At 37.9% G+C, this 24,384-nt stretch carries 28 protein-coding genes and 4 pseudogenes; 9 read left to right on the forward strand and 23 right to left on the reverse strand.

The window, feature by feature from the left end; all coding sequences use genetic code 11:
- Window positions 1–46 precede the first annotated feature (46 nt).
- From BABA_RS06925 to BABA_RS28485, 3 genes and pseudogenes are all read right to left on the reverse strand, one after another.
- Window positions 47–1,087 carry a DUF3231 family protein gene (locus BABA_RS06925; protein ID WP_007084434.1) on the reverse strand — a complete coding sequence of 347 codons (1,041 nt, stop codon included), beginning with the start codon at window positions 1,085–1,087 and terminating at the stop codon, window positions 47–49.
- 59 nt (window positions 1,088–1,146) lie between these two features.
- Complete coding sequence (locus tag BABA_RS06930; protein WP_007084435.1) at window positions 1,147–2,511, reverse strand: amino acid permease; 1,365 nt, start codon at window positions 2,509–2,511, stop codon at window positions 1,147–1,149.
- Window positions 2,512–2,599: 88 nt separating this feature from the next.
- Window positions 2,600–3,021: pseudogene (locus tag BABA_RS28485) on the reverse strand (aspartate--ammonia ligase).
- A gap of 224 nt (window positions 3,022–3,245) precedes the next feature.
- Between BABA_RS28485 and BABA_RS06940 the strand changes: the two are divergent.
- The 3 genes and pseudogenes from BABA_RS06940 to BABA_RS27235 form a co-directional block, all read left to right on the forward strand.
- A complete protein-coding gene (locus BABA_RS06940; RefSeq protein WP_007084438.1) occupies window positions 3,246–3,878 on the forward strand; it encodes a LysE family transporter in 633 nt (210 codons plus the stop codon).
- 18 nt (window positions 3,879–3,896) lie between these two features.
- A pseudogene (locus BABA_RS27230) lies at window positions 3,897–4,016 on the forward strand (DUF2619 domain-containing protein); the annotation flags it as partial.
- A 14-nt stretch (window positions 4,017–4,030) separates the two neighbouring features.
- Window positions 4,031–4,231: pseudogene (locus BABA_RS27235) on the forward strand (PLP-dependent transferase); the annotation flags it as partial.
- A 217-nt stretch (window positions 4,232–4,448) separates the two neighbouring features.
- Here the strand turns inward: BABA_RS27235 and BABA_RS28350 are convergent.
- Window positions 4,449–4,787, reverse strand: a pseudogene (locus tag BABA_RS28350) (MFS transporter); the annotation flags it as partial.
- 183 nt (window positions 4,788–4,970) lie between these two features.
- Here BABA_RS28350 and BABA_RS27670 point away from each other — a divergent pair.
- On the forward strand, window positions 4,971–5,138 hold the full coding sequence (locus BABA_RS27670) for a hypothetical protein (protein ID WP_162829836.1): 168 nt from the start codon (window positions 4,971–4,973) through the stop codon (window positions 5,136–5,138).
- A gap of 190 nt (window positions 5,139–5,328) precedes the next feature.
- Here the strand turns inward: BABA_RS27670 and BABA_RS06955 are convergent, their stop codons facing one another.
- The 3 genes from BABA_RS06955 to BABA_RS06965 all read right to left on the reverse strand — a co-directional run bounded on the left by BABA_RS06955 (window position 5,329) and on the right by BABA_RS06965 (window position 6,644).
- Window positions 5,329–5,841, reverse strand: a complete 513-nt coding sequence (locus BABA_RS06955; RefSeq protein WP_007084442.1) for a DUF3231 family protein — start codon at window positions 5,839–5,841, stop codon at window positions 5,329–5,331.
- A gap of 243 nt (window positions 5,842–6,084) precedes the next feature.
- Entirely contained in the window at window positions 6,085–6,378 is a 294-nt protein-coding gene (locus BABA_RS06960) for a DUF378 domain-containing protein (protein WP_007084443.1), read from the reverse strand.
- Window positions 6,379–6,470: 92 nt separating this feature from the next.
- On the reverse strand, window positions 6,471–6,644 hold the full coding sequence (locus tag BABA_RS06965; protein WP_007084444.1) for a hypothetical protein: 174 nt from the start codon (window positions 6,642–6,644) through the stop codon (window positions 6,471–6,473).
- A gap of 285 nt (window positions 6,645–6,929) precedes the next feature.
- Between BABA_RS06965 and hemQ the strand changes: the two genes are divergently transcribed.
- Window positions 6,930–7,661, forward strand: coding sequence for a hydrogen peroxide-dependent heme synthase (hemQ, locus tag BABA_RS06970; RefSeq protein WP_007084445.1), 732 nt, complete (start codon window positions 6,930–6,932; stop codon window positions 7,659–7,661).
- Window positions 7,662–7,713: 52 nt separating this feature from the next.
- On the opposite strand, the gene BABA_RS06975 is transcribed toward hemQ, so the two are convergent.
- The 6 genes from BABA_RS06975 to BABA_RS07000 form a co-directional block, all read right to left on the reverse strand.
- Entirely contained in the window at window positions 7,714–8,694 is a 981-nt protein-coding gene (locus BABA_RS06975) for an NAD(P)H-quinone oxidoreductase (RefSeq protein ID WP_007084446.1), read from the reverse strand.
- Between the two features lie 83 nt (window positions 8,695–8,777).
- On the reverse strand, window positions 8,778–9,158 hold the full coding sequence (locus BABA_RS06980) for a VOC family protein (protein WP_007084447.1): 381 nt from the start codon (window positions 9,156–9,158) through the stop codon (window positions 8,778–8,780).
- Window positions 9,159–9,305: 147 nt separating this feature from the next.
- Window positions 9,306–10,706: a M28 family peptidase gene (locus BABA_RS06985; protein WP_007084448.1), complete on the reverse strand. Its 1,401-nt coding sequence runs from the start codon at window positions 10,704–10,706 to the stop codon at window positions 9,306–9,308.
- Between the two features lie 307 nt (window positions 10,707–11,013).
- Window positions 11,014–11,433: a DUF1801 domain-containing protein gene (locus BABA_RS06990; protein WP_007084449.1), complete on the reverse strand. Its 420-nt coding sequence runs from the start codon at window positions 11,431–11,433 to the stop codon at window positions 11,014–11,016.
- A gap of 26 nt (window positions 11,434–11,459) precedes the next feature.
- Window positions 11,460–12,005, reverse strand: a complete 546-nt coding sequence (locus BABA_RS06995; RefSeq protein WP_007084450.1) for a histidine phosphatase family protein — start codon at window positions 12,003–12,005, stop codon at window positions 11,460–11,462.
- A gap of 21 nt (window positions 12,006–12,026) precedes the next feature.
- Window positions 12,027–12,434 carry a GNAT family N-acetyltransferase gene (locus BABA_RS07000; RefSeq protein WP_007084451.1) on the reverse strand — a complete coding sequence of 136 codons (408 nt, stop codon included), beginning with the start codon at window positions 12,432–12,434 and terminating at the stop codon, window positions 12,027–12,029.
- A gap of 51 nt (window positions 12,435–12,485) precedes the next feature.
- Here BABA_RS07000 and BABA_RS07005 point away from each other — a divergent pair, with 51 nt between their 5' ends.
- The gene (locus tag BABA_RS07005) at window positions 12,486–12,962 is read left to right on the forward strand and encodes a GNAT family N-acetyltransferase (protein ID WP_007084452.1); all 477 of its coding nucleotides are present in this window, start codon (window positions 12,486–12,488) and stop codon (window positions 12,960–12,962) included.
- A gap of 108 nt (window positions 12,963–13,070) precedes the next feature.
- Here BABA_RS07005 and BABA_RS07010 read toward each other — a convergent pair whose 3' ends face one another.
- Entirely contained in the window at window positions 13,071–13,559 is a 489-nt protein-coding gene (locus BABA_RS07010) for a GNAT family N-acetyltransferase (RefSeq protein ID WP_007084453.1), read from the reverse strand.
- A gap of 220 nt (window positions 13,560–13,779) precedes the next feature.
- Here BABA_RS07010 and BABA_RS07015 point away from each other — a divergent pair, with 220 nt between their 5' ends.
- Window positions 13,780–14,127: a hypothetical protein gene (locus BABA_RS07015; RefSeq protein ID WP_007084454.1), complete on the forward strand. Its 348-nt coding sequence runs from the start codon at window positions 13,780–13,782 to the stop codon at window positions 14,125–14,127.
- 117 nt (window positions 14,128–14,244) lie between these two features.
- Window positions 14,245–15,690 carry a 4-hydroxyphenylacetate 3-monooxygenase, oxygenase component gene (gene hpaB, locus BABA_RS07020; RefSeq protein ID WP_007084455.1) on the forward strand — a complete coding sequence of 482 codons (1,446 nt, stop codon included), beginning with the start codon at window positions 14,245–14,247 and terminating at the stop codon, window positions 15,688–15,690.
- Window positions 15,691–15,773: 83 nt separating this feature from the next.
- Here hpaB and sstT read toward each other — a convergent pair whose 3' ends face one another.
- The 9 genes from sstT to BABA_RS07060 form a co-directional block, all read right to left on the reverse strand.
- The gene (gene sstT, locus BABA_RS07025; RefSeq protein ID WP_007084456.1) at window positions 15,774–17,012 is read right to left on the reverse strand and encodes a serine/threonine transporter SstT; all 1,239 of its coding nucleotides are present in this window, start codon (window positions 17,010–17,012) and stop codon (window positions 15,774–15,776) included.
- Between the two features lie 328 nt (window positions 17,013–17,340).
- Entirely contained in the window at window positions 17,341–17,487 is a 147-nt protein-coding gene (locus BABA_RS26970) for a YjcZ family sporulation protein (RefSeq protein WP_007084457.1), read from the reverse strand.
- 33 nt (window positions 17,488–17,520) lie between these two features.
- Window positions 17,521–17,631, reverse strand: a complete 111-nt coding sequence (locus BABA_RS26975) for a YjcZ family sporulation protein (protein WP_087946592.1) — start codon at window positions 17,629–17,631, stop codon at window positions 17,521–17,523.
- Window positions 17,632–17,815: 184 nt separating this feature from the next.
- A complete protein-coding gene (locus tag BABA_RS07035; RefSeq protein WP_007084458.1) occupies window positions 17,816–18,790 on the reverse strand; it encodes an NAD(P)H-dependent flavin oxidoreductase in 975 nt (324 codons plus the stop codon).
- Window positions 18,791–18,988: 198 nt separating this feature from the next.
- On the reverse strand, window positions 18,989–19,717 hold the full coding sequence (locus BABA_RS07040) for a polysaccharide deacetylase family protein (protein WP_007084459.1): 729 nt from the start codon (window positions 19,715–19,717) through the stop codon (window positions 18,989–18,991).
- A 214-nt stretch (window positions 19,718–19,931) separates the two neighbouring features.
- Entirely contained in the window at window positions 19,932–20,657 is a 726-nt protein-coding gene (locus tag BABA_RS07045) for a YwaF family protein (RefSeq protein WP_007084460.1), read from the reverse strand.
- Between the two features lie 186 nt (window positions 20,658–20,843).
- Window positions 20,844–21,695 (reverse strand): DegV family protein, encoded by an 852-nt coding sequence (locus BABA_RS07050; protein ID WP_007084461.1) that lies wholly within the window; start codon window positions 21,693–21,695, stop codon window positions 20,844–20,846.
- A gap of 199 nt (window positions 21,696–21,894) precedes the next feature.
- Complete coding sequence (locus BABA_RS07055; protein ID WP_007084462.1) at window positions 21,895–22,953, reverse strand: acyl-CoA dehydrogenase family protein; 1,059 nt, start codon at window positions 22,951–22,953, stop codon at window positions 21,895–21,897.
- A 201-nt stretch (window positions 22,954–23,154) separates the two neighbouring features.
- The gene (locus tag BABA_RS07060; protein WP_007084463.1) at window positions 23,155–23,685 is read right to left on the reverse strand and encodes a DUF4242 domain-containing protein; all 531 of its coding nucleotides are present in this window, start codon (window positions 23,683–23,685) and stop codon (window positions 23,155–23,157) included.
- A gap of 138 nt (window positions 23,686–23,823) precedes the next feature.
- Between BABA_RS07060 and BABA_RS07065 the strand changes: the two genes are divergently transcribed.
- Window positions 23,824–24,276, forward strand: a complete 453-nt coding sequence (locus BABA_RS07065; RefSeq protein ID WP_007084464.1) for a winged helix-turn-helix transcriptional regulator — start codon at window positions 23,824–23,826, stop codon at window positions 24,274–24,276.
- Window positions 24,277–24,384: the final 108 nt, after the last annotated feature.

The following is a 24,384-nucleotide window of genomic DNA, read 5'->3' on the forward strand; positions in this document are numbered from 1 at the left end:
CCCTTAAATGATATTTACTATAAAATGTTGATTTGTATAAAGATAATCAAACCCTGTCAAAAGCTTTTGGCGGTGATTCCATCCACCCTTTTTCAATTAAGATATTTGCCCCATCATCGACAAATAAGCCAATGTTTATGAGCGTTCTTCCATATAACATTGCTATGTCTCTTCTACCATTTACCGCTAATGAGTTTCCAAACGACCTAATCTTCATGGAGAACATGTCCACTTTATGAAATAACATGATTTTATCGGAAAACGGTGGGTATGTAGACGTTGTTACTAAATGGTCTATGTAGGACGGAGTGGGTAAGTTTTCTATTTGAAGTTTTTCCATATATTGCTTTACTGATTTCTCGGTCATATCCAAACCCCGTTTAAACAAATCCTTTATCTTTTCGTCCTTAACTGTCTGGTGAAATCCCAATAATAATGCCTTACTCGTTGCGTTGTTCTCAATGTTATCGTAAAGGTGTGTAATTTCTAATGCATGTAATGGCCTAATACCGCCTACAAAACCTTTTAAATAACTTTGATTTTTAATAAAATCATTTCCGTTTGGTGTAGGGATAATAGGGGGTTTTGCAATTAACTTTTTTTCAAATAAAACATTATTAATCTGCCCTAAAAGGATGGTAGCGCATTGATTGCAATAAACAAAAAATTCCCTAATATCCTCCCTCATTACTAATGGAACTGCTACTGCATAAAGGCTAAGACCTGCTTTTGCCGCATATTTTAAATAATGCACGTAGAAATCATCCTCAAATAAACGAGGGGCACCAAGATTTACATCCTCTTCAGTCAAACCTAAAGGTATTGGGAAATTACCTTTCTTAAAAAATCCTTCGATCCTCTGCATAAAGTCTTTAGATAAGGCTAAACCATTTTCTAATAGCGTCTGAATATATTGATCCTCACAATGTTGGAGAAAATAACTTAAAATCTGGCTGGACATACTGTTTCCAACATATGTAACCCATAGTTTCCCCATTTCTATGGATGTCAAAGGTTGAGTTTCATCTAATTCTTTGGTGCTTAAATTAATTGGTTTTATTATCTCCATTGGGTTGATAATATCCATCAGTAATCTCCTCAATTCGTATTTGAGTTTAGGATTTCCACTTAGATATTCTTGTATTCCTAACCTAGTTGACTTTCCTTTTTCCATACCTTAATTTGCATGATAAATGCAATTAATCCAATAATCGCGGCTACTAATAAACTGACAAATAGACCCATACGAATACTCTTTTCCATTAATGTACCACTTACTGCAGCTAGTATAAGAGCTAATCCTAAGAAAGCTAGCATTTTCCCTCCTAGCTTGATTTCCAAAATATGCAGAGCAGAAATGATAATAAAGGACCAGTTGAAGAGAATTAAAATGCCTGCTGCTGTGGTAATGTACTCATAAATCTTACCTGGCAGCAGCAATGCAGTGACAATTGATGCAATTAATCCAAGTGTGGCCAGTCCTAAGGATGGAAGTGGTAGTTCTTTAAACTTCTTTAGCTTTTTGGAAAACAAGGATGGTGCATCACCGCCTTCCGCTAGAGTCACAAGAAGTGTAGTTACCCCAAATAAAGAAGCAGTCATAGTTGAAAATCCGGCTAAAATAATAGCCGCATTAAATACATGCGGAAAAAAGGCAAAATGATATTTATCCAATGCCGTGACAAAGGGGCTTTCCTTTTCAGTAAATGCTCCATGTGCAGCCATATAGACTGCAAGCCCTATTGAAATCACATAAATGATGACTAAAATAATCAACATGATAATTCCGGCTTTAGGCGCATCCTCTTTCTTTTTTAGCCTCATCGCCATGAGACCAATAACTTCAATTCCTCCGTATGCATAAAATGCATAGATTAAAGAGGACCAAAACCCTTTGTACCCTTCCGGAAAAAGTTCTTTTGTTGAATGAGGAAAACCAGGGTGTTTCACACCCCCATGGATCCAGCCAAACACGGCAGCACCAGCTATAATAATAAACATGACGATAGCGGCTGTTTTAATGATGGCTAATACATTTTCTACTTTATCAAAACCTTTATTACCTGTTAGAACAACAATAATAGATAGAATCGCATACCCCGTCGCAAATAGCCAAAGAGGAACATTCGGAAACCAAAATCTTGATAGAATTGAAAGTGCAGTCAGTTGGCTCCCCATTATCAAGATATTGGAGCACCAATAATTCCAGCCGCAGCTAAATCCAGCCCATCGACCAAATGCTTTATTTGCATAGTAGCAAAACGAACCATCTTGAGGATCCTCAGCCGTCATCTTAGCTAATAAATTATAAACAACGTACGTCCCTAAGGCAGCTAAAATAAAGGAAAAGACAATAGAGGGGCCTGTTACTTTTATACCAATCGTTGACCCAAGAAAAAAACCAGTTCCAATCGTACAGCCAATCCCAATTAATGACAACTGCCACCAGCTTAAATTTCCTTTCTCACCACCCTTACTCTTCCCGCCAGCCTTTGGAATAAAAAAATCCATGTAATAAACTCCCCTTATGTAGTAATCCTGTAAAAAATACTCTTCAGCTTGCTCGTATACTTAAGTTATTATTTACACCCATAGTTAGTTAGATGCCATGAAAAAAAAACCAAAGTGTCTCCCAGTCCCACTGATCAACAAATATGGAGTGCTGATTGTCTAAATCTTCATCTCTTCTAATAGCATTCATATCTATATAAAGTCCTTCATTAACAGGAAATCCATACCGTGCAAGCGCCATCCGTTTCCACTTTGCCAAAGATTGAACTACTTCCATTTGGAATGTTGGACATCTCGTGCATGAAAAGATACAATCCGTTCCACCCCATTTAAGTTGTCGTTAATTCCACTGCCAGATTTTAAAAGGATAGGTGCTGATACTCTAATTAAATTTAGGGCATCGGCTAAACTCTTTTCAAAAAAATCCTTAATTTGCTTAATGGCCTTCTCTGTTTGGATAATATTTAAACCTGATTGATATACCTGTGGAATAATAAAGGACTTGGTCATGAAATAATATACCTCCAATTACTACGCACGTTTCTTTTTACCTGGATAACCTATGACTGGATATTTGAATTTGCCCTAAACAAATGCCTATATATAGGAGTGGGAAGGATTTCCCACAATTTGATAACTTAAATCCACTCCCAGAATTTTTTTTTGGACATGAGTCTAAACTTTCTTCATAAAATGTATAAGTTAGGTAATCAATTGGAGTGGAGTGATCTTTTTTGAGTATAAGCATTTTAATTAGCTACATTATTTTGGGTTTTACATTAGCAGCTCCGATTGGGCCCGTTAATTCTGCCCGCTTAGATAAAGGGATTAAAAATGGTTTTTGGCACGCCTGGATTGTTGGTGTTGGTTCTATGATTGCAGATGGATGCTTTATGTTGCTGGTTTATCTAGGAATGGTTCAATTTCTAGATATTCCTATTTTTCAAATCTTTCTCTGGCTATTTGGGGGATTTGTTCTCATTTATTCCGGAGTAGAGAGTATAAAAAACTCCAATACTATTACCTTAAATTACAGCAGAAAAAAGGAGTCCATATTTAAGTGCTTTCTAACAGGATTTATCCTCTCTATTTCAAGTCCATTGTCCATTTTATTCTGGTTAGGGATCTATGGCTCTGTTTTAGCCAAGACCATCCAAACGAATGGTACCGAAATGCTCTTGTTATATAGCAGTATGATTTTTCTTGGTCTGACTTTTTGGGATATATTTGTTGCCGCGCTTACCTCAGGGTTTCGAAAACTTCTAAACGTTAAAAGTCTAATCGCAATATCCATTGTTTCCGGGGTTTCATTAATCGTGTTTGGATTATATTTTGGATATCAGGGGATTTATGCTCTTTGGAGTTAAACCATTTAGGAGGAAAATATGTTTATTTTTATTGAACTTACCATTTTGGGAATGGCCTTATTAAGAGTACTATCAGGAAGTATTGAAATAGTTGCAGCAATTCTCATGATTAAATTTAATTCAGTTGAAAAGGCTCTGTAGCATTAGCGCGCGGTGAGGAGCGTAGATGCTTTGCCTCAGGCATGGCCGCCATTAGTGCTAGTTTAATCAATAGTGTGAAGAGTGGTGAACATGTACTTTGTGTAAGTAATTTTTATTATTCCACAATGGAACTATTAAAATATTTAGGGAAATTCAATATCAGTCATACAGTTACAGGATATAGTGGATTAATGAGTTTTGAATTGAAATAGGCACATTTCAAAAATGTAAAATTAATCATTAACAAAATGAATGTTTTTAAAGTAGGTGTATCCTGGGGTTCCTTTAAAAGCCTTATCATATCGCCGGACCTTGGAGATAATGAAGATAAATTAACGATTGAACACATAAGTCCAGGACTAATCCGCATCGCGGTTGGATTAGAAAATGCCAAGGACTCAACACTTTTCCAAAGGTATTGGAAGTTTCAATTAGACCTCCCATCCCTGCAATAATTAAACTCGGAATAATCACCTTTTTTCTCCCTATGTGATCAGAAAGGTATCCTGCAACAGGAATCAAAAAGATGGCAACGATAGAATAGACGGTGAGAATCATGCTTGTCTGAAATGAGGAAATCGATAATTTTTTCTCCATTGAGGGTAAAACAGGGATTAATATCGAATTCCCTAAAGTCATTACTAACGGTATAGATGAAAGGGAAACAATTGCCCACTTTTGTTTTGATATTTCACTCTTCTCTCCTTCTTTAGCAGAACCCTTCTTTACTTCCTGTGGCCCCGGGCATATCTGTTCAATATAATCCATAAAAATTCTATCCCGCCTTTAAGTCAGCTAATTATACTATTTGTTTTTTAAAAAATAATATTTAGATTTTCGAAATCCTTTAAATGGTATTACAAAAACAGGGGGAATTTGGCAGTTACGAAAAAGTATTTTTATTTGAGCCAGAAAGAAAATAATGTTATTGATTATTAAGGAGATGATTACATGACCTACAAAAGTAAAATACGAAGAATTTTAGGTGTTGATGTAAGAGCTCGTTATTCGGATAAAGAAGGTACAAATTATGACCCCTTCGAAAATCCTTTAATACATAAACGATTAAACGGAAGTGAAATTGTTCCACTAAATATATCTAGATTATGGGGGAGATAAATTGAATTGGAAAAATTATTATTTGTAATAGATACTTAAGTACTTAATGTAATACATTATTAGGCAGAGCTGACTGAAGTGCCAAATGAACATAGCCCCGGCCTATAAGATTTAAATTCTTAATGATTAAAGACCAGAAAGGATGAACACTAGTGTTCATCCTTTTTGTTGATTATTCTCCATCCGATTTCTAACAATCACCATTTTTGTTAAGATGCAACGGTGGAGGAATCAGCCAGCCTTTTTCCTTATTTAATCGAAGGACCTTTAATCCAAGAGCTGCTTTTTGAATATGAAATTGGCCATACATCATGGCTACATCTTCCCTGATTGATTTACCCATCACTGTACTAAAAGCTACTAATCCAGCTGCGATATCAGCCGAAAGTGTTGCAGCGATAGCTGGGTCAGGGATTCTAGCACCAACTGGGATATCCTCCAAACATGCTTGTGGCGGCTCCGGTGCTGCAGGCGGTAAACCTACCCCATTCTCCTTTAAAAGTTCTTCCACTTGTTTCTTTTCCTGCTGGCATAATTCAACTGCTTCTGCCAATAGCTTTTTTAAATCATCGTCTCCTGCATGGTTGATCATGGTTTGATAACCTGCAACCATCCCATTGCCCGCTAATAATGAGGCCCAAAGATCAAAAACCTCACCATAATGCAAAGGCTCTTCCTTTGGATTTCCGCTTAAAATTCCCATCGTTGCCCTCCTTAGTGTATAGGTGAATTTATTCATCAACAGTGCCACCTTTCCTGAAGCACAATTGTATTTTGTCCTATACACCGTTAATCATTACTGACTTTTTCTGCTATTATTTTGAACTTAAGGAATAAAGCATTTTTAGAGTTACACTGAATGGCAGGAAGGGAGAGAACTTTATTTTCAAAAATTTTAACAGCATCAAAAAAACACTCAGATGACTATGTCATCCAAGGTGTTTTTTTAATCCTTTTTTAATTTTGATAAATCGGTTTCCTCACCAAACTCGGTAGCATAATTTAAGTTTCCAGTGCCTTGGCGATTTACATTATGCTCTTCCTTTCGCATTGGCGCAAATAGCAGGCTTATACAAATCAGGCCACTTAATCCAACAAGAGAATAGATTACTCTTGACAAAAAGGCACTTTGACCGCCAAAAATAGCTGCAACTAAATCGAATCTAAATAAACCAATTAAACCCCAATTGATTGCTCCTATTATCACTAGTACTAAAGCAATTTTGTGTATTAATCTCATAGTTGTACACCTCCTTTTTTTTACTTTTTCCTATAAATCCTGTTTTAATGCTAAACACAGAAGACGAGTACAGACTGTACTCGTCTTGTTCTCTAACGGCGGTGTTCTACAAGGTCAATTACGCCCAATACCACGTGTGCTAGACCAAAACCGAAAACAGTATTAGCTACCATTTTATTCGACCTGCGTTTTTGCTTTAATACATAACCTGTCGCAGTTACTGCAGTGCCTAAAGCAGTTGGAATTAAGCCTTCACGAATATTCATCGTAATTCCCCCACATCGTCGTTAAATTGGTGTCTAAACACCATGTTTATTTTTTCCTGGATAAGATGAAATATCCTACCCAATATTTTGGCAGAAAAATTAATCATTACTGGTATGCCCAATACTAATTTTTGATTTGATGAATTGTAGTACAGGAACGTGTTTTTCGGATTTTTTCATATGTGTGATATATATCACAACATGCTTTAATGAAAATAATTATCAATTAAATAGGAAATAATTAATAATACTTTTTATTTTGGAGTGATAATAATAAACCAAGCGATGGCAACAATTGAAGGCTGGTACTGTTTGCACGATTTCCGGACGATGGATTGGGCTAAGTGGAAGTTAGCCACTGAGGCTGAACGAGAACATGCCCTTCATGAATATAAAGGGCTATTACATAAATGGGAAACAATTGAGAATGAACATAACGGCAGTCACACTGTTTATACCATTGCTGGGAATAAAGCCGACCTTATGTTCATGATTCTAAGACCAACGATGAAAGACCTCATTGAAGTGAAAACTGCATTTAACAAAACGGTACTGGCTGATTTTACGAAACCGACATTCTCCTACGTGTCCGTTATTGAAAAAAGCAGCTATTCGGGCATGTCAGCCAATCCATTCGGGGATCCAGCCATGAGAGCCAAGCTTTACCCAACTATACCAAAGACGGACTATATTTGTTTTTATCCAATGAGCAAGCTGCGCGGTGAAAAAACGAATTGGTTTATGCTTCCGATGGAAGATCGGAAAAGATTAATGTTTGAACATATTGATAACGGAAAGCCCTATTCTGAGCAGGTTAAACGAATTGTCACCGGTTCTGTCGGCTTTGATGACTTTGAATGGGGGGTTTCCCTATTTTGCGATGATGCCCTTCAATTCAAAAAATTGATCTATGAAACCAGATTTGATGAAGTGAGTGCTGTATATGGTATTTTTGGATCCTTCTTTATTGGAAATTTATTAGAGACTGAAGGTATCAATCAGTTCTTTTATATTTAATCTATAAAAAACAAGCAAGAGCATGGAGAAATGCTCTTGCTTGTTGACTAAATTAATTCAAAACCCGAACGACAATTTTACCAATATTCTTACTTGCCTCCATATGCCGATGTGCTTCTTGAATCTCCTCAAACGGGAATACGGTATCAACAATTGGTCGGATTTTTTGCTGGTCAAACAATGGCATTACTTTGCTCATAAACTCCTCGGTTAATTCTTTCTTATATTGATCACTTCTTGGTGTTAATAGAGTTCCTTTTATTTGGGCCCTTTTTTCCATAAGTTCCCTTATATTAATATTTTCAACCATTGCACCGCCCAAAACACCAATCAATACCCAGCGTCCATCCATCTTTAAACTCTTTAAGTTTTGCTTCCAATAAGAGGCACCGATGAAATCTAGAATCACATCAGCGCCCTGAGAATTTGTCGCTATTAAGACTTCTTCATCGAAAGACTGCTCTTTGTAGTTGATTCCAATATCCGCACCAAGCGTTTTACAAAAATCCAGCTTTTCCTGTGACCCTGCGGTTGTGATAATTTTTGCATCAGTCATTTGTTTGACTAATTGGATGGCTGCTGTCCCAACACCGCTTCCTCCAGCGTGAATGAGGACTGTTTCTTGTGGGGATAGGTTCCCTAACCAAAACAGGGTTTGATACGCAGTTAAGAAAACCTCCGGAATCGCAGCAGCCTCTTCGAATGATAAATGTGCAGGAACCTTCATCGCCCGGTCCGCCGGCATGACCGCATATTCAGCATAACCCCCGCCATTCACAAGACCCATGACCCGTGTTCCAATCTCAATCGTAGTTCCTTCCGCAGCTTCCACAACCTCACCGGCCACTTCAATCCCTAAAATAGGATTAGACATATATCCAGATTTTCCTTCTCGGGAAACAATATCTGTCCGATTGATGGCAAAAGCTTTTACTTTTATCAATAATTCACCGGGTTTTATACTTGGAATAGTTGCATCCTTAACGTGTAATTGTTCTGCTCCTCCAGGTTGATTCACAACAATTGCTTTCATTTTCAACTCCCCCTTAAAAAGTAAAAAGACACAAAAGCGACTAAAATTGCGTATTCTAGCCGTTCTTGTGTGTTTAATTGTTATTACTTTTTTTCCATAATAGCAAAATAATTGTTCTCGTTATCTGCAAAGTTAAAAACTTTACCTCCAGGCATATTGACCATTTCGCCGACTGTCATATTTTTATCTGTAAAATCTTTATATAATTGCTCAAGGTTATCAGAGTAAAACATGAGCGATGGGGTGCCAAGATGTAATTCAGGCTGCATTTTTGCGATTAATTCCTTATTATGAAGAACGATACTCGTTTCTGCATCCTTTGATGGCGCAATCTCTATCCATCTCATACCTTGACCATTATTTTGGTCAGAAATGACTGTAAATCCTACTTTCTCTGTCCAAAATTTCACTGTTTCATCTTGATTATTAACGTATACCATAATTTGTCCAACTTTATTAATCATTTACATCTCTCCATTCAAATAGTTCAACTACTATTATTATCCTAAATTATATAGGGTTAAACAATGAATTGTCCATTTTTGGTAATCCTATTAACGAAAGAAAAATGACGGAAAACTTTTCTTCCGCCATTTTTTTTATACAATTAATTATGCTCCTGGTGGGCGATTCTCGAAATCATAATCAACCGGTTTTGGGGCTACACGTGAATGCTGTAAGGCTGGCGTGTCCGGTCGAGCGATTTGATAAACGGATGCACCAACGATTTCAGCTGTTTCTTGTAACTTGTTTTTATCAATTTTATCAATCGTATCAGCCGGTGTATGATACCATGGCTCCAGTGGTGAGTGAATAAATAATGCAGCCGGAATCCCTAATTCATGGAATGGCTGATGATCACTTCGTCCTAACTGGCCGTACGGAACAACTTCTCCTAATGCAGTTCTTGCACCTGCAGCAGAAGCAAGATCAGTGACTAAATTTTTCTTTCCATCAATCGTATACATGATCAATCCGTTTGCAGCATGATCACCGCCTGCATCCTTACTACCGATCATATCCATTTGGAAGTGTGCGACCATTCTGTCAGCTTCCTCCGAACTTAACGTACTAGCATAATAGGTAGATCCTAACAGACCCTTTTCCTCGGAGCCAAATGTTGCGAACCGAAGCTCTGTATCAATCGGCATATTCGCCATGACTCGGGCAAGCTCTAGTACGGCAGATACTCCAGAGGCATCATCGTTTGCCCCTGGACCTCCTGGAACAGAATCGTGGTGCGCTCCAATCATGACGATCTGACCGGTATCTTTGTTTTTATGCGGTTTCATCTTAGCAATGACATTGTAGGAGGTTTTTTCCACATAACCCGACCCTGTAACTTTAATATGAGCGGTTACCGATCCTGCGTTTAGTTTTTCTATTATTGCTTCACCTTGAGATTTTGTAATGGTAACTGCAGGAATATTTTGTCCTGGATCCGCAACCCCAACACCTGTTGATTCAGCCGTGTTATATAAAATAACTCCGCCTGCACCCTTATCTATTACATTTTGCAACTTTTCAACGAATGTAATATCCCCGCGTTTAATTAGGGCAATCTTTCCTTTTACGGAATCTGGTACAGTGCCAGCTTTTGCAAGATCAACATATACTACTTCAGCCGTTACCTCTCCGCTATAGGATCCTGAAAATACATATGGCTTTAAATCCTGCCCACCAATTTCTAGAACCCCACTCACAGTGCCTCTAACGGCCTCATAGATTGGAAAAGACTGCAGCTCTGTCTCGTACCCATACTGTTCAAACTGGCTTTTTATGTAATTTGCTCCCTTGAGCTCCCCTGGAGTGCCAGCAGCTCGAGGCTGTTCGGATAAAAGTGCAATTGTGTTATACATATTATCGGCACTAATCTTCTTGATAATCTTGTTGTCGAACGCAGATGCTGCATTCGAGTTTGGTGCCCCGCTTGGCCCCTGTGCATATACTCCATTGACACTTAACACTAAACCTGCTGTTAATAAAACCGATGCTACATTTTTCTTCTTCATTTAAACCCTCCTATTTTTATAAAGGTGTAAGCGTTTCCACTAGATTATCTGTGAAATTGATAGGTTAGTAAACTTTAATAGTTTTACAAAATCCAACGAAAATCTTTGTTTGCCATAACTATTTAACTATAAAGATAGTGGGTATAGGAAGAGTTGTGTCGTGTTATAACGAACTACCAAGATATGATAGGTATAAATACCCTAAGCCTTGAACTGGGTCTTGGTAGGCAGAATGTAGTCTGCATATGAAAGTAGACCCTATGGTAGATCATATTGCATTCATTGATGTACTCATGTGACATTCCTGTTATGATGGATAGGTTTTATTCAAAAAGGTAATCGATTGCTTTATTAATGCTTTTAATACTTCAATATCAATATCTGCAACTTTATTAATGTACACGCATGCTTTTCCTGAAGTATGTTTTCCAAATTTCTGCAACAATTTTTCTCTCTCGGTGTCACCTGTGGCAAAATATAAACTGATTTTTGCTTTTCGTGGGGAAAACCCGACAAGCGGTGCATCGCCTTCATGACCTGAATCATATTTATAATGGTAGGAACCAAAACCAATGATACTCGGTCCCCACATCTTTGCCTTGTAACCAGTGGTTTCGGTAAAAATATCTAATAACTGATACGCGTCCTCACGTTTTTTGGGATGATCTACATTTTCAATAAACTCAATAACGCTATTATCCGTTTCTTTTGTTTTTAGTTTGTACATTTGAAAAACCCCTTTCTAATTCCATATTAAATTTCCCCCCACAATCTCTCAAACAACACGTTATTATTATCATTTTTCAATAAAAATACATCAGGATTACTAAGGTTTTGCCATTCATCAAATCCAAAATCTTTATGGTAATGGTTTATTAGTTGAGACATTAAATTCCCATGTGTGACGATGATCGTATTTTCTGTTTCTCCGGAAAAGACTTCCTCTACCACTTCAACAATACGTTGTATTGCCTCAAGACTCGACTCCCCCCCAACATATTTTAGGTCGAGATGGTCAAATGTTAATTTTAGTTTTTCGAGCCAATCATCTAGATCGATATTACTAAGTACACGTTCAGTTAAACGCGAATCAGTCTCAATCTCAATGTCTATTTTCTCAGCAAGGGGCTGAATAGATTGAATAGCACGTGTAAAGGGACTAGAAATAATCCTGTCAATATTAAAAGTAGAAAAAAACTCCGCTAACTCAACTGCCTGATTGTAACCTTTTGCGGTTAACTGTGCCTTAGATGGCTGTCCTTCAGCCTCACAGTGCCTGATTAAATAAATTTTCTTCAACAAAATCACTCCAAATAAAATCTATCGATTAATATTTTTTGACATGCCAGTGGTAAATTTCTTAAATCCAAGTGTTTCATAATATGACTCTAGGCCTTCAGCGCACATGAGTTGAGGAATAACTCTATGTTGCTCACAATGAGTAATGGTGCGATTCAACATTTCTTTGCCAATTCCTTTTGACTGATAGCTTGGTAATACGCACACACCACAAATTATCCCAGTAATTACGCCATCTGAAATAACACGTGTCATCCCCACTAACTCCTGTTCATCGAATGCGTAGATAGTGTACCAACTATTCCTGCACATTTGTTCCAATTCAGTAACGGTTAAATTTAACGAATTCCACCCTAATGATTCATATAAAGTTAATAATTGCTGGAAATTTTCCGGGGGTTCCAATGTATAATTGATTCCTGACTCCAAATTAACACCTCTAAATTCTATATATTATATACTTACTATAATAGAAATTAAGTGAAAATTACAACAGTAAGGGAGTTTGATCAATTTGTCTATTTCATTGAAAAATATTACAGAGAAAAACTGGCAGGAATGCATTCAATTACAAGTTACCTCCCATCAGAAATCTTATATTGCCACAATGTGTATTCACTGGCGGAATCAAAGTTTGAGCCATCCTTTGTACCAATGGGCATTTACTTTGATACTAGAATGATAGGATTTCTGATGTATGGAAAGGACCCAGAGGATGGGACGTATTGGATTATCCGTTTCATGATTGATCAAGCAGAACAAGGAAAAGGATATGGCAAATTCGCGCTGGCACAAACGATTAACTTCATAAAAGCTCTGCCCGATTGCAGTCCCACCATCATTCTTGGTGTGAAGGAATCTAATACGGCTGCTATGGGGCTATATCAATCTTTTGGATTCAAAGATACTGGCCGACGGGAGCATGGTGAACTTTTGTTGGAGTATGTAATTCAATAGTTACCGAAAAAAAACTGGAAAATAGAAAACGGTCCGTAGCATGGTTCTACGTGACCATTTAGATCCTTTACCATCGAAATCGGTATCATAGAATGGTGCATATACGGGTCAATTCAATTTTTTAATCATATTATACCAAACGATGCCGCCATGTACTGAATTTGAAACCCCTTGATTAATATATCCATGTCTTTCATAGAAGTGGATTAAGTTCTCTTTACATGTAAGGGTAATCGTCTCACGATTGTTCGCACTTGCTTCGTTTTCAAGATGGGCAAGTAACGCTGCTGCAACCCCGCGTTTTTGATAACGTGGGGACACAGCCAATCCTAGAATACTTTGATGACCGCCTGCGCCGGGATTTGCTTTTATATTGCTGAAAAGATCATCTGTAATATAGGCTGCTTCAATGACGGGACCATTGATTAAACCGACAACCTCGCCAGCCTCTTCAGCAACAAAAAAACTATCCGGAATGAATTGGATACGCTTCTCAAATGCTTCAATTGTTGCTGCCTCTTCTTTTGAAAAACAAGAGTGTTCAATAGCTACCAGCACAGGTAAATCTCCCATTTCTACGTTTCTTATTTTTAACATGATTCTTTCCCCCCACTTTGTAGATTACCTATTAGAACCCTTTTCTTCGGGTTCTTATTTCTTTTTATCCTGCATGCTCCTTCCCATTTACTATACCAAGAAAAAATCACTGAGTCTTCAATTTTAGTACTCTAGAAAGACCGTAATTGGTATAATAAAGGAAAATTGCGGATAATTAATTTTCTTTGAATAATACCATTAATGGAAGGACTGGTTTTCAGTGAATTTCGAATTCGGGAATACATCGATCCATTTATCACCAATCATAACGTTTGTCATTTTTGCAGTAATCCTTTATTTATTGTGGAGATGGAGTAAAGAGTTAGAGAATCGTAGTTTCACTATTTTTCTATACTTCATGATTAGTACGTACACGGCCCCCATTTTTTCACGATCCACCTCAAATGGCGATCACTTTGAATTATGGGTTCCGCTAGGATTTATAATCATCTTGGTTTATCTAGTTGCAAATAAGAAAAACCATCCCGCGAAAATGAAGGCAAGCTTACTAGGTTTGGCTGTAGGAATATATAAGCTAATTGAAATATATCGAGATTTGCTATTTTAAAATTGCCTTCCCCAATGAAAAAAAAGGCTCATCCTATTGGAACAAGCTACAATGAATTCCAATAAAATGGAAGTATCTGATACGGCCGATTTTTTATTTGATAGGGGTGAGGTACAATTGGGAACCATAGACGGAAAAAAGTTTATTGATCGGATCGATCAAATGAAGACAGAAATTTGGGTTGATGGTGAAAAAATCGCAGGTAAGCTATCGGAACACCCAGCCTTCAAAGGCATACTTCAGACAAAAGCTGCTCTTTATGATTTGCAAAATGATCCTAAAATCAAAGATCAGATGACGTTCCAAGCCACTGAAACAGGAGATCCCATCGGACTTTCCTACCTGCAGCCAAAAACAAAAGAGGACTTAATAAAAAGACGGAAGATGATGGAAATATGGGCACAACACACCCATGGCTTGATGGGAAGAAGCCCGGACTATATGAACACAGTAATCATGAGCTTTGCCTCTTCTTCCGCCGCCCTTTTAAAAGGAAAAGAAAATTGTTTTCCTGAAAATATTCTACGATTATATGAAAAAGCTCGTGAACAAGACCTTTCCTTTACCCATACGTTTATTACTCCACAAATAAATCGTTCACAGTACAATTTTAATTTTTCCAAAGAGCCGATTTCCGCTAAGGTGATAGATAAAAATGAGCAAGGAATTGTGGTTAAAGGCGCCCGCCTTCTTGCTACCCAAGGCGGCATAACCGATGAAGTATTGGTCTATACGGCACCAAGAAAGTTCATGGAAACAGAAGAAGCGTTTGCCTTTTCCATTCCTTCCAATACAAAAGGATTAAAGTTTATTTGCAGGGAATCCTTTGTTGGCGGGGAATCTCATTTTAATCATCCCTTAAGCTCTCGGTATGAGGAAATGGATTCAATCGTGGTCTTTGACAATGTGTTAGTTCCATGGAATCGTGTCTTTTTCTACGACAATGTTGAGGCGGCTGTTGACTTCATGTTTCTCAGCTCGTTTCACCACTTTGCTACCCATCAAGTCCTAACAAGGCAAATTGTAAAAACAGAATTTATTCTTGGGCTGGCTGAACTGTTAGTTGAGACGATAAATGTCCAAGAATATCAACATATTCAAGAAAAACTTTCCGAAATCATCATCGGGCTTGAAACCATGAAAGCACTAGTTGAGAAGGCTGAAAATGATGCAAAACCAGATGAATGGGGCTTTATGCGTCCAAGTTTACTCCCCCTTCAAGTCGCCACTAATATTTTTCCGAAAATTTATCCTCGTTTCTGCGAAATTATTCAATTGATTGGCGCCAGCGGTATGGTCACATTGCCAACTGAAGCAGCATTCGAATCTGAAATTAGGGAAGATCTTGATCAATATCTTCAAGGAGTAAACAAACCGGCTGATGAACGGGTGAAACTATTTCGATTAGCTTGGGATCTTACCATGAGTTCATTCGGAACAAGACAAACCCAGTATGAAAGATACTTTTTTGGCGATCCGATTCAGTTAGCGAGCAATCTTTATAAAAACTACTCTTTAGATGAATATGTAAAGAATATTAACGATTTTCTAAGCTCTTCATAAAAGGCCCAGTTACAAAGGAAACCCCGGTTCCAATGAGCCGGGGTTCCTTTGTTTGATTCACCGACCGTACGTCAGTTACATCATTAAGCTGCTTTTTTTATGGTAATTTTTTTACCTTCTTTACGCCATTTTTTAAATTCAGCTGTTGCTGTGAAAAGAACGTCTGTAGATGAATTAAGGGCAGTTTCAAAGGAGTCTTGTAATACACCAATGATAAAGCCTACTCCGACAACCTGCATGGCAACATCATTTGGAATTCCGAATAAGCTACAAGCTAGTGGAATCAGTAATAGGGAACCACCCGCCACCCCAGAAGCACCGCAAGCGCAGACGGCTGACAGAACGCTTAGGATGATGGCAGTAGGTATATCTACGTGAATGCCTAATGTATGAACCGCTGCAAGTGTTAAAACAGAAATCGTAACAGCCGCACCAGCCATATTGATGGTTGCGCCTAATGGAATGGAGACAGAATACGTATCTTTATTCAAGCCTAGGTTTTCACATAATTTCATATTTACAGGAATATTCGCAGCCGAGCTACGAGTAAAGAATGCGGTAATGCCGCTTTCCCTGATACACTTAAATACAAGTGGGTATGGGTTTTGACGAATGGCAACATACACCATGATTGGATTTACTACAAGTGCAACAAACAGCATACAACCAACTAATACAGCAAGTAATTTTCCATAGCTTAGTAATGACTCAATTCCATTTGTTGTAATAGAGTCAATAACTAGACCCATGATTCCAAGTGGTGCAAACTTGATGACCCATGTAACCATTTTGGATACGGCATCTGAAAAATTCGAAATCATTGTTTTAGTTGAGTCTGGCGCATTTCTTAAAGCCATACCAAGGACTACCGCCCATGCTAAAATACCGATATAATTGGCATTATAAATAGCTTTTACTGGATTATCAACAACGTTCAACAATAATGTTTTTAGAACGTCGACTACACCTCCAGGAGCCGCCAAATCCTCAGCACCCTTTGCAAGTGTTAAATTTACAGGTACAATGAAGCTTACGATTACTGCAATTAATCCTGCTAAAAAAGTCCCTAACAGATAAAGGCTAATAATCGATTTCATGTTTGTCTGATGACCACTCTTATGCTGCGCAATGGCCGACATGACCAAGAATAGAACAAGGACAGGTGCAATCGCTTTCAGTGCCCCAACAAATAACGAACCTAAAATGACAACAGGTTTTGCCGCTTCCGGGATCGCTACCGCCAGGACAATACCAACAATTAAACCTATAATTATTTGTTTAACTAAGCTTAATTGATTCCATTTTTTCATCAGATTTTTCATAGATGTTTCCCCCCTATAGTCTAAAAATAATAGCAAGATTTCAAAGAGACTAGCTTTCTCAGCTAAGTTATTTATCTAACTAATAGTATTATAATGAATATTTAGATATATTACAATATTATTTTTTAAGCCTCTCTCGCCCTACTGTCTTTTTCGAAAGCTAAGGACAGGGATTAATTAGTTGTAGCACTTTATCAACTGAATAGTATCTATTACTATATCAAGCAAACTCCTCATTTACTTTAATTTGCCTTCAGAAAATAAAAAGCGAAAAAGCCCCAAAAAAGGGCTTTTTTTACTTCCATGATATGAAGCTAATTGTTTTTGATTAATAAAAACATGTTGCACCAATGATGATTAACAAGATGAACAATACAACGATTAAGGCAAAACCGCCGCCGTATCCAAAACCGCCGCCGTAACCATATCCGCCGCCGCAGCCGCAGCCGCCGCCGAATCCTCCGTATCCGTACATAAATTTCCCCCCTTTCAATCAGCTTTTAAATGGTTAATAGTATCCTCCAAATCCTCCGCCCATAAAGGACGCACCAATAATTATGAGAAGGATAAACAATACAACCACTAATGCAAAACCGCCACCAGCTCCTACACCATCCATATAACAAACCCCCTTTTCACTGACTTACTACAAAGTATGATTAAAGTGAAAATGTGTAAGGGCTCTTCCAAGCAGAAAGGTTGGTTTTATGCGTGGTAGGTGGGTTTTTCCTAAAAAAAAAATTTTTAACAAAAAATAAAGCTGCCGAGGCAGCTCTATTTACGAAAATTTGAATTGACTTTATTTATACGAATACTTCACTGTTTTTCATTAATTTTTTTCTTGCCGCTAAATACTCCTGCTGGAGCTTGTCAACATATTCGGCCGTACTTGAGACCTTATTTATGACGCCAATTCCCTGACCGCTTCCCCAAATATCTTTCCAGGCCTTCGCCTTTCCATCTCCGCCAAAATTCATTTTAGTTGGATCACTTTCAGGGAGTGCATCGGGATCCAAACCGGCAGCACGGATAGAAGGCGCAAGATAGTTACCATGGATACCGGTGAATAGATTGCTATAGACAATATCATCAGAAGTAGAATCCACAATGGCCTGCTTATATTCTTCAGCTGCCCTTGCTTCTTCTGTTGCAATAAATGGTGAGCCGATATAAGCAAAATCAGCCCCCATTGCCTGTGCAGCAAGAATCGCGTTTCCGTTAGCAATGGATCCTGACAAAGCAAGCGGGCCATCAAACCATTGACGGATTTCCTGAATTAAGGCAAACGGGCTCTTGACCCCAGCATGTCCCCCAGCACCGGTAGCAACTGCAATCAATCCATCTGCTCCCTTATCAATCGCCTTATGTGCGAACTTGTTATTGATCACATCGTGAAAAACAACGCCTCCATAGCTGTGTGCGGCCACATTAATTTCTTCTCTTGCCCCTAAAGACGAAATGATGATGGGAACTTTATATTTCACACATAATTCCATGTCATGTTCAAGTCGATCATTGCTCTTGTGGACAATCTGATTAATCGCATATGGTGCGGCCGGACGCTCTGGGTTACGGGCATTGTAGTCTGCCAGCTCCTCTGTAATTTCTGCCAGCCATTCATCAAGCTGAGAAGCGGGTCTTGCATTCAGTGCGGGCATCGAACCAACAATCCCTGCCTTACATTGCTCAATCACTAGTTTTGGAGTGCTAATGATGAACATCGGTGATCCAATGACAGGAATCCTCAAGCCAGTAAGGATTGACGGAATATTTGACATATGTATACAACTCCTCCATTCAAACTAGAATAATAATTTCATAGTGTAGATCAAAACATATACACTTGAAACCGTTTACTTAAGTAAAAACTTACCATATGTTAGTATAACAGTCAATTTAAATTCAGAAGTTTCAAAAAATAGTGCCTGACCCCCACCATGGTAACGTTTACTGTACTGGAGACCAGGCATCCACTTTTAGTCCACAATATTTGCAAAGTCCTCCATGTTAGTGGAGTTTTTCACATAAATCCGTGGTAAATAATAGAGTTCATCTTTACTGCCTTTTTCGGAAAATAGTTCAGGCGTCGTGGTAATTCCAAATAAGTAGTATTTCTTCGTTTCCTGCACCACCTTTTTATTAAAGCTTCCATATGGATAGCTCAGTGCAATCACCGGTTTACCGGTAATACTCTCTATCTTTTCTTTGGAATCTTTCAATTCATGAGCATAATCGGTTATTTTGGTTAAATCGGGATGTGTTGCCGTATGAGACTGAATGGAAAAATACCCGGACGCTACAAACATTTTTAAATCATCACTAGACAACCGATTTGAGCGTCCAATAAAGTCAGAAATCACAAAAATGGTTGCCGTAGGTTTAAAACGGGACGATTCTAGTTTTCGGAAAACGGTTAAGACATTTTTATTGTTTTTGTAACCATCATCAAGAGTTATAAAAATCGGCTTGTTTACATTTTTCATATCTCTCCAACGTTCAAATGTTAATAGTGTAAACCCATGATCCTGTAGGTACTTAATTTGTTTTTCAAAATTTTCCGGAGTGACATATAACTCCTTCGATCCCGTCCCATTATATTCCGCTATCGAATGATACACTAAAATTGGCACATTCTGCTTTGCAAAAGCCTGTGTCGGTAATCCAATATAAACGGAAAATAACAGAAGTAAAAAGGACTTTTTCATCTATATCCCCACCTTTTAAGTCTCCTTGTTATTATTCCGTTAAAACCAATATCTAATTAAAAAAGTGCCTGACTCGTCTCAGGCACTTAAAATTTTTTTTTAACTTAGGCTAATTTGCTTCTCAATTAATCACGAGACCGCTGATTATAGTCCATTTCCATTCCTTTCTTCCAGATTCGATCAATCATTTTGCTACTTCGCAGGTTTAGGACAGTTATTTAGGGGTAACTCGATCTCCAGGGAGAAATTCTTTTCTTTGTAATATCCCCATCGGCCAATACGTGATGGAAAATACAATCAGTGCGGCAATTTCTAGATTTATATAATACCAAAAACCATTGCCGAAAAATGTGAGGATTGTTTTGGCTTCGGTGGGACCTGCTAAGTAGAAAAAGTTCGTGCCGAGCAGCTGATTCAAGATAAAAATTGGGACGGCAATTATATTGACGGTTACATACGTAAAAAGGATCGCCTTTCGAGGAACTCTGTACCCTTCATATAGGATAAAATACAATGCGGACAATGGAAGTACGGAATGGTGAAGGAAATATTCGATAAACCGAAAATGAGGAAATGTGTAGACCATTTCTGGTGTAACCATTGCTAAAAAGGGTGGAAGCGTAGCAAAAAAATACAATAAATAAAACAATTTTTCGTTCTTTTTCCAAAATAAATACATGGCTAAAACCGTACTGATCGAACACAATTGCAGTGGAAGATTACTCACATCCCATTGATTGGTTAAAATTAACCATAAATGCGAAGAAATTTCACATACTGGCAACAATATAAACAGTGTCCATTTAATCATTTGGTGGTACTTCTTCGGTTTTTTTCTTAAATACACTAAAGCACAACAGGCGGCAAAGAATATAAGCAACACGGCAATATGTTCCAGCGAAAACAGCTTAAAGCCATGCATCCCCGAGACAGAAAACATGATGTCATCACCACCTCTCAATTTACATTGATTAAGTAGCAGTTATTCTAAATTGTATTCAATAACCATTAAAGCTGACACGCTGAAGAAAATTCGGTGCCTGACCCCCACTGTGGTAAATCTTTAACTTACTGGGGGTCAGACACCGAAATGTTTAGTAAAAGGGTTCACTACTTTTGAAACTTCCTAAACTTCTAAACCGGCAATTCCGATGCCGCCGGGTCCAGCATGGGTAGAGATCATAGCTCCGGCTTGAATCCATTTAACATTTTTGAAACCAGCTTCTTTTGCCATTTCATCCATCCTCTGCTTGATCTCTTTATCAAGACCAATAGAGTAGAGTAGATAAAGTTGTCCTCTATCAATATCGTATTGATCTAAATAATCTCGCATAAGTTTTTCTGAAACTACATCCATTTTCCCGCGATATTTTTTTGTTGATACAAGATTTCCATCCATTAATTCAATGCGCGGCTTTATTTTTAACAATGCCCCTCCGAGATAAGCTAGATTACTAACTCGCCCACCTGCTCTTAAAAATTCTAAGCTTCCGGGAACGAAAGCCAGTCTGGATTTAGGTACCTTTGATTCAATCTTCTCTACTAAATGGGCAGGGTCAATTGATGGTTCATTTTCTAATAAGGTAACCGCATACATCACAATCGCCATTAATCCACCTGTTACGTTCAATGCATCAATTAGAAAAATATCATGCAAATCTTCCGTTGCAATGATCGCATTCTGGAAGGAAGATGAGGCCTTTGAGGTATAACCAATATGGATGATGATACAATCAGGAAAATCTTTTTTAATTTTTGTAAAAAATTCAAAGTATTCATGGGAATTTGTGGACGTTGTAGAGGGAATTTTCTTTGTCCGATCGTAATAATCATAAATATCCGTTACAGGTAACGAACCATCCAAATAATCCTGTCCATCCATAATCACGTGCATCGGAACCACATGTACATTATGTTTATCAGCTAATTCTGCTGGTAAATCTGCACCACTCTCAGTTGTCAGTATAATTCTTCTCATTCATATCCCCCACTTCTAAATAAAAAGCCATCTCAAGTCATTCTGTATTTTTAAGTTCTACTCTACTATACATGAAAAAGTGATGCAGGGGACTGTTCTCGTGTTTTTAGTGAGGTTAGTACAGACCAAAAAACCGTCCACGTAGATAAAAAATCCTCAAACCACAAATGGCTCGAGGATTTTTTCTTTCTGATCAATTTTATCCATTCAGAACTTTCTCTAAGTGTTTCACTGTTGGTGTCAAGTTCGCAAAGAAATAGGCTTCGCGCAGTCTTCGAGATGGCGCACTATCCTTTAGATATCCTGCACTGCCGTTGTGCAGCATACTTGCTTGTACGGCTTCTAACGTTAAATAGGCAGTTTCAAGTCGCACTCGAGCAATCTCTTTAAAATGTAGATTTTCACCTTTATAAATGGCTTGTAATTTTTGCTGAATCCGTTCCTCTGCTCCACGTAATTCTTCGGGTTGTTTATTCAAAAACTGGTTACAGCCATTTTGTTTTTGGCATACTTTTTCAATGGAAGAAATCGAAGCCTGGGTCACACCAAGTCCAAGCGGGATTTGGTAAGAAATAAACGCCGGCCGAATCTCTTCAACGTATTCCTTTGCATTTTCTGATAAAACCCACTCATCGGGAACAAATACATCATGAAAAGAACACGCATAGGTGGCACTTCCATTGATTCCAAGATAATCCACCTTTTCTTTCATTTTTAACCCTTCAGCACTACATGGAACTAAACACATGATTTGTTCGCCCTCATTCACACCCGCAATGAATCCAAACCAGTGCTCACTGCCAAGGTTGGAGACAGAAGGCAATACCCCTGAAATCAAATAGCCGCCTTCCACAGGTTTAGCACTAAGGTAAAGTTTTTCCAGTCCCGCAAAATATTTCATTGGGTTAGATAAACCAGTACCAGCTAAGATCTCCCCTTTTTCAAGAGATGGCAACATTTTACTTTTCAATTTATTATTCTTTGTATGACGAACATACGTTAACGCAGCGAGATGGCACCAGAGACAAAAAGCGGTGGTCATACAAACCTTAGCTGTTTCTTGGACTACGTACATCTCATCTAAAAGATAGTCCTTTTGAGACTTATTAGCGGAAGAAAAAATTCCGGCATCCCCAAGTTTTCTTAAAAATCGTTCTGCATAATAGGCCTCTGTATCAATTTGTTTCACGTATGGCTTCAATTCATCCTTAATTAACCTTTCAAGCGTCGATGATTGACTTAAAACCCCAATTTCCATGCTGTCACTTCCTGCCTTCGGAATTTTGTTAAATCGGTCAATTCCAATTAGTTTAGTTGGTTATAGGGTTATATTATTATACTTTGTTTAAAAAATCAACCATCTTTTTAAAATTTTCAGATTATGAGATCTCGACTCTAGTTTTTAATGAAAAAAGACTAAAAACCACTTATGGTTTTTAGCCTTTTATCTACTACTCTATTATTTTCCTGCAAGTTCCGTAATGGAATCGATTGGTGTTTGAACTGCCTCACGTGCACGCTTTACAGCTGCTTCGTCGGGAGCGTCGTAGAAGCAAAGGCATTTTGTCATATCTTCACAAACATACGTTCTTGAAAATGCCACTTCAGGAACTTCTTGATAATGGACTGAATTTTTCTTTTTGCGAGCTAAGTATTGATCCATGGTTATTTCAGCTGGAATATTCCATTCAACTAAATAATTGACCACATCGTTATTTTTCTTAACATCATCTAACTCTTTTCCAACAAGACGAACTTCTTTCACAAGTTCAACTGGAATTCCGTCAGCTTTAAGTGTTTCAGTCGCAGCCGTTTGAGTCTCACCCTCAACGATAAAGAAAGAGCGGGAAAAGTCTTTTGATACTTGTACTTCAACTAATGCTGCATTTTTTTCATTCAATTTTGCTTGAAGAGCAGAAACCTTTTGATTCAATTCTTCCGTTGTCGAAACAACCTCTTTTAAAGATGATTCAATTAAATAAAGTGCCATTCTATTTCCCTCGCTTTTTGAAAAATTTTAATTGTCGTTCAATAAGGTTATTTTATTATACTTAGTACAAAAAATCAACCTTATTGATTTTTAATATTTATGATAAAATGGATAAAAACACGGAAGGGATTTTTTCAAATGAAAACGAGATATGATATACCCTGTAATATCGCCCAATCACTCAATATCATCGGGGATCGCTGGTCTTTATTAATTGTCCATGAAATTCTAAATGGCCAAACATTGTTTAATGAAATGAAAAAGGCGTTACCTGGAATTTCATCCAATCTTTTATCAGACCGGCTGAAATATTTAGAAGAAGAAGGACTTATTTCGGCAGAGCTTTATTCTGTGCACCCCCCGCGCTATCGGTACCAATTAACGAAGAGCGGTGAGGAATTAGAACATGTCTTCAATGCATTGATTCTCTGGGGAACCAGTCATTTGCAAAAATGTTACAAAAAACTGATTGATTCCGAAACAGGTGATGAAGTTGAAATTGCTTATCAAAATAAAAAAAACGGTGACATTGTGAAACATGTTGAAGTTGTCGCCGTCCAAGAACAGTTGCAAAAGGCTGGAGACCAATGATCTCCAGCCCTTTTTTTATAATATAATTTATAAGTTTTAATTTCGAGAATTGTCCAGCTCCAGCGCCCTAGCGGCTAGTGTCCTTCGCGCTCCGCCCTACGATAAGTC

The organism is Neobacillus bataviensis LMG 21833, assembly GCF_000307875.1.
GTDB classification, from domain to species: Bacteria; Bacillota; Bacilli; order Bacillales; family Cytobacillaceae; genus Neobacillus; species Neobacillus bataviensis.

What these genes read in the sequence shown, in the direction of transcription:
- BABA_RS06980 (WP_007084447.1), bottom strand. Translation starts at nt 9,158, where the DNA reads ATGATTAATAAAGTTGGACAAATTATGGTATACGTTAATAATCAAGAT.
- BABA_RS07045 (WP_007084460.1), bottom strand. Translation starts at nt 20,657, where the DNA reads ATGTTTTCTGTCTCGGGGATGCATGGCTTTAAGCTGTTTTCGCTGGAA.
- BABA_RS06960 (WP_007084443.1), bottom strand. Translation starts at nt 6,378, where the DNA reads ATGAGATTAATACACAAAATTGCTTTAGTACTAGTGATAATAGGAGCA.
- BABA_RS06930 (WP_007084435.1), bottom strand. Translation starts at nt 2,511, where the DNA reads ATGGATTTTTTTATTCCAAAGGCTGGCGGGAAGAGTAAGGGTGGTGAG.
- BABA_RS06990 (WP_007084449.1), bottom strand. Translation starts at nt 11,433, where the DNA reads ATGTACAAACTAAAAACAAAAGAAACGGATAATAGCGTTATTGAGTTT.
- hemQ (WP_007084445.1), top strand. Translation starts at nt 6,930, where the DNA reads ATGGCAACAATTGAAGGCTGGTACTGTTTGCACGATTTCCGGACGATG.
- BABA_RS07040 (WP_007084459.1), bottom strand. Translation starts at nt 19,717, where the DNA reads ATGAAAAAGTCCTTTTTACTTCTGTTATTTTCCGTTTATATTGGATTA.
- BABA_RS07055 (WP_007084462.1), bottom strand. Translation starts at nt 22,953, where the DNA reads ATGGAAATTGGGGTTTTAAGTCAATCATCGACGCTTGAAAGGTTAATT.
- BABA_RS06965 (WP_007084444.1), bottom strand. Translation starts at nt 6,644, where the DNA reads ATGAATATTCGTGAAGGCTTAATTCCAACTGCTTTAGGCACTGCAGTA.
- sstT (WP_007084456.1), bottom strand. Translation starts at nt 17,012, where the DNA reads ATGAAAAATCTGATGAAAAAATGGAATCAATTAAGCTTAGTTAAACAA.
- BABA_RS07050 (WP_007084461.1), bottom strand. Translation starts at nt 21,695, where the DNA reads ATGAGAAGAATTATACTGACAACTGAGAGTGGTGCAGATTTACCAGCA.
- BABA_RS26975 (WP_087946592.1), bottom strand. Translation starts at nt 17,631, where the DNA reads ATGGATGGTGTAGGAGCTGGTGGCGGTTTTGCATTAGTGGTTGTATTG.
- BABA_RS07010 (WP_007084453.1), bottom strand. Translation starts at nt 13,559, where the DNA reads ATGTTAAAAATAAGAAACGTAGAAATGGGAGATTTACCTGTGCTGGTA.
- BABA_RS06925 (WP_007084434.1), bottom strand. Translation starts at nt 1,087, where the DNA reads ATGGATATTATCAACCCAATGGAGATAATAAAACCAATTAATTTAAGC.
- BABA_RS07060 (WP_007084463.1), bottom strand. Translation starts at nt 23,685, where the DNA reads ATGGCACTTTATTTAATTGAATCATCTTTAAAAGAGGTTGTTTCGACA.
- BABA_RS26970 (WP_007084457.1), bottom strand. Translation starts at nt 17,487, where the DNA reads ATGTACGGATACGGAGGATTCGGCGGCGGCTGCGGCTGCGGCGGCGGA.
- BABA_RS07065 (WP_007084464.1), top strand. Translation starts at nt 23,824, where the DNA reads ATGAAAACGAGATATGATATACCCTGTAATATCGCCCAATCACTCAAT.
- BABA_RS06955 (WP_007084442.1), bottom strand. Translation starts at nt 5,841, where the DNA reads ATGGGAATTTTAAGCGGAAATCCAAAGGAAGAGCCTTTGCATTATGGT.
- BABA_RS07035 (WP_007084458.1), bottom strand. Translation starts at nt 18,790, where the DNA reads ATGTCAAATATTCCGTCAATCCTTACTGGCTTGAGGATTCCTGTCATT.
- BABA_RS06975 (WP_007084446.1), bottom strand. Translation starts at nt 8,694, where the DNA reads ATGAAAGCAATTGTTGTGAATCAACCTGGAGGAGCAGAACAATTACAC.
- BABA_RS27670 (WP_162829836.1), top strand. Translation starts at nt 4,971, where the DNA reads ATGACCTACAAAAGTAAAATACGAAGAATTTTAGGTGTTGATGTAAGA.
- BABA_RS06985 (WP_007084448.1), bottom strand. Translation starts at nt 10,706, where the DNA reads ATGAAGAAGAAAAATGTAGCATCGGTTTTATTAACAGCAGGTTTAGTG.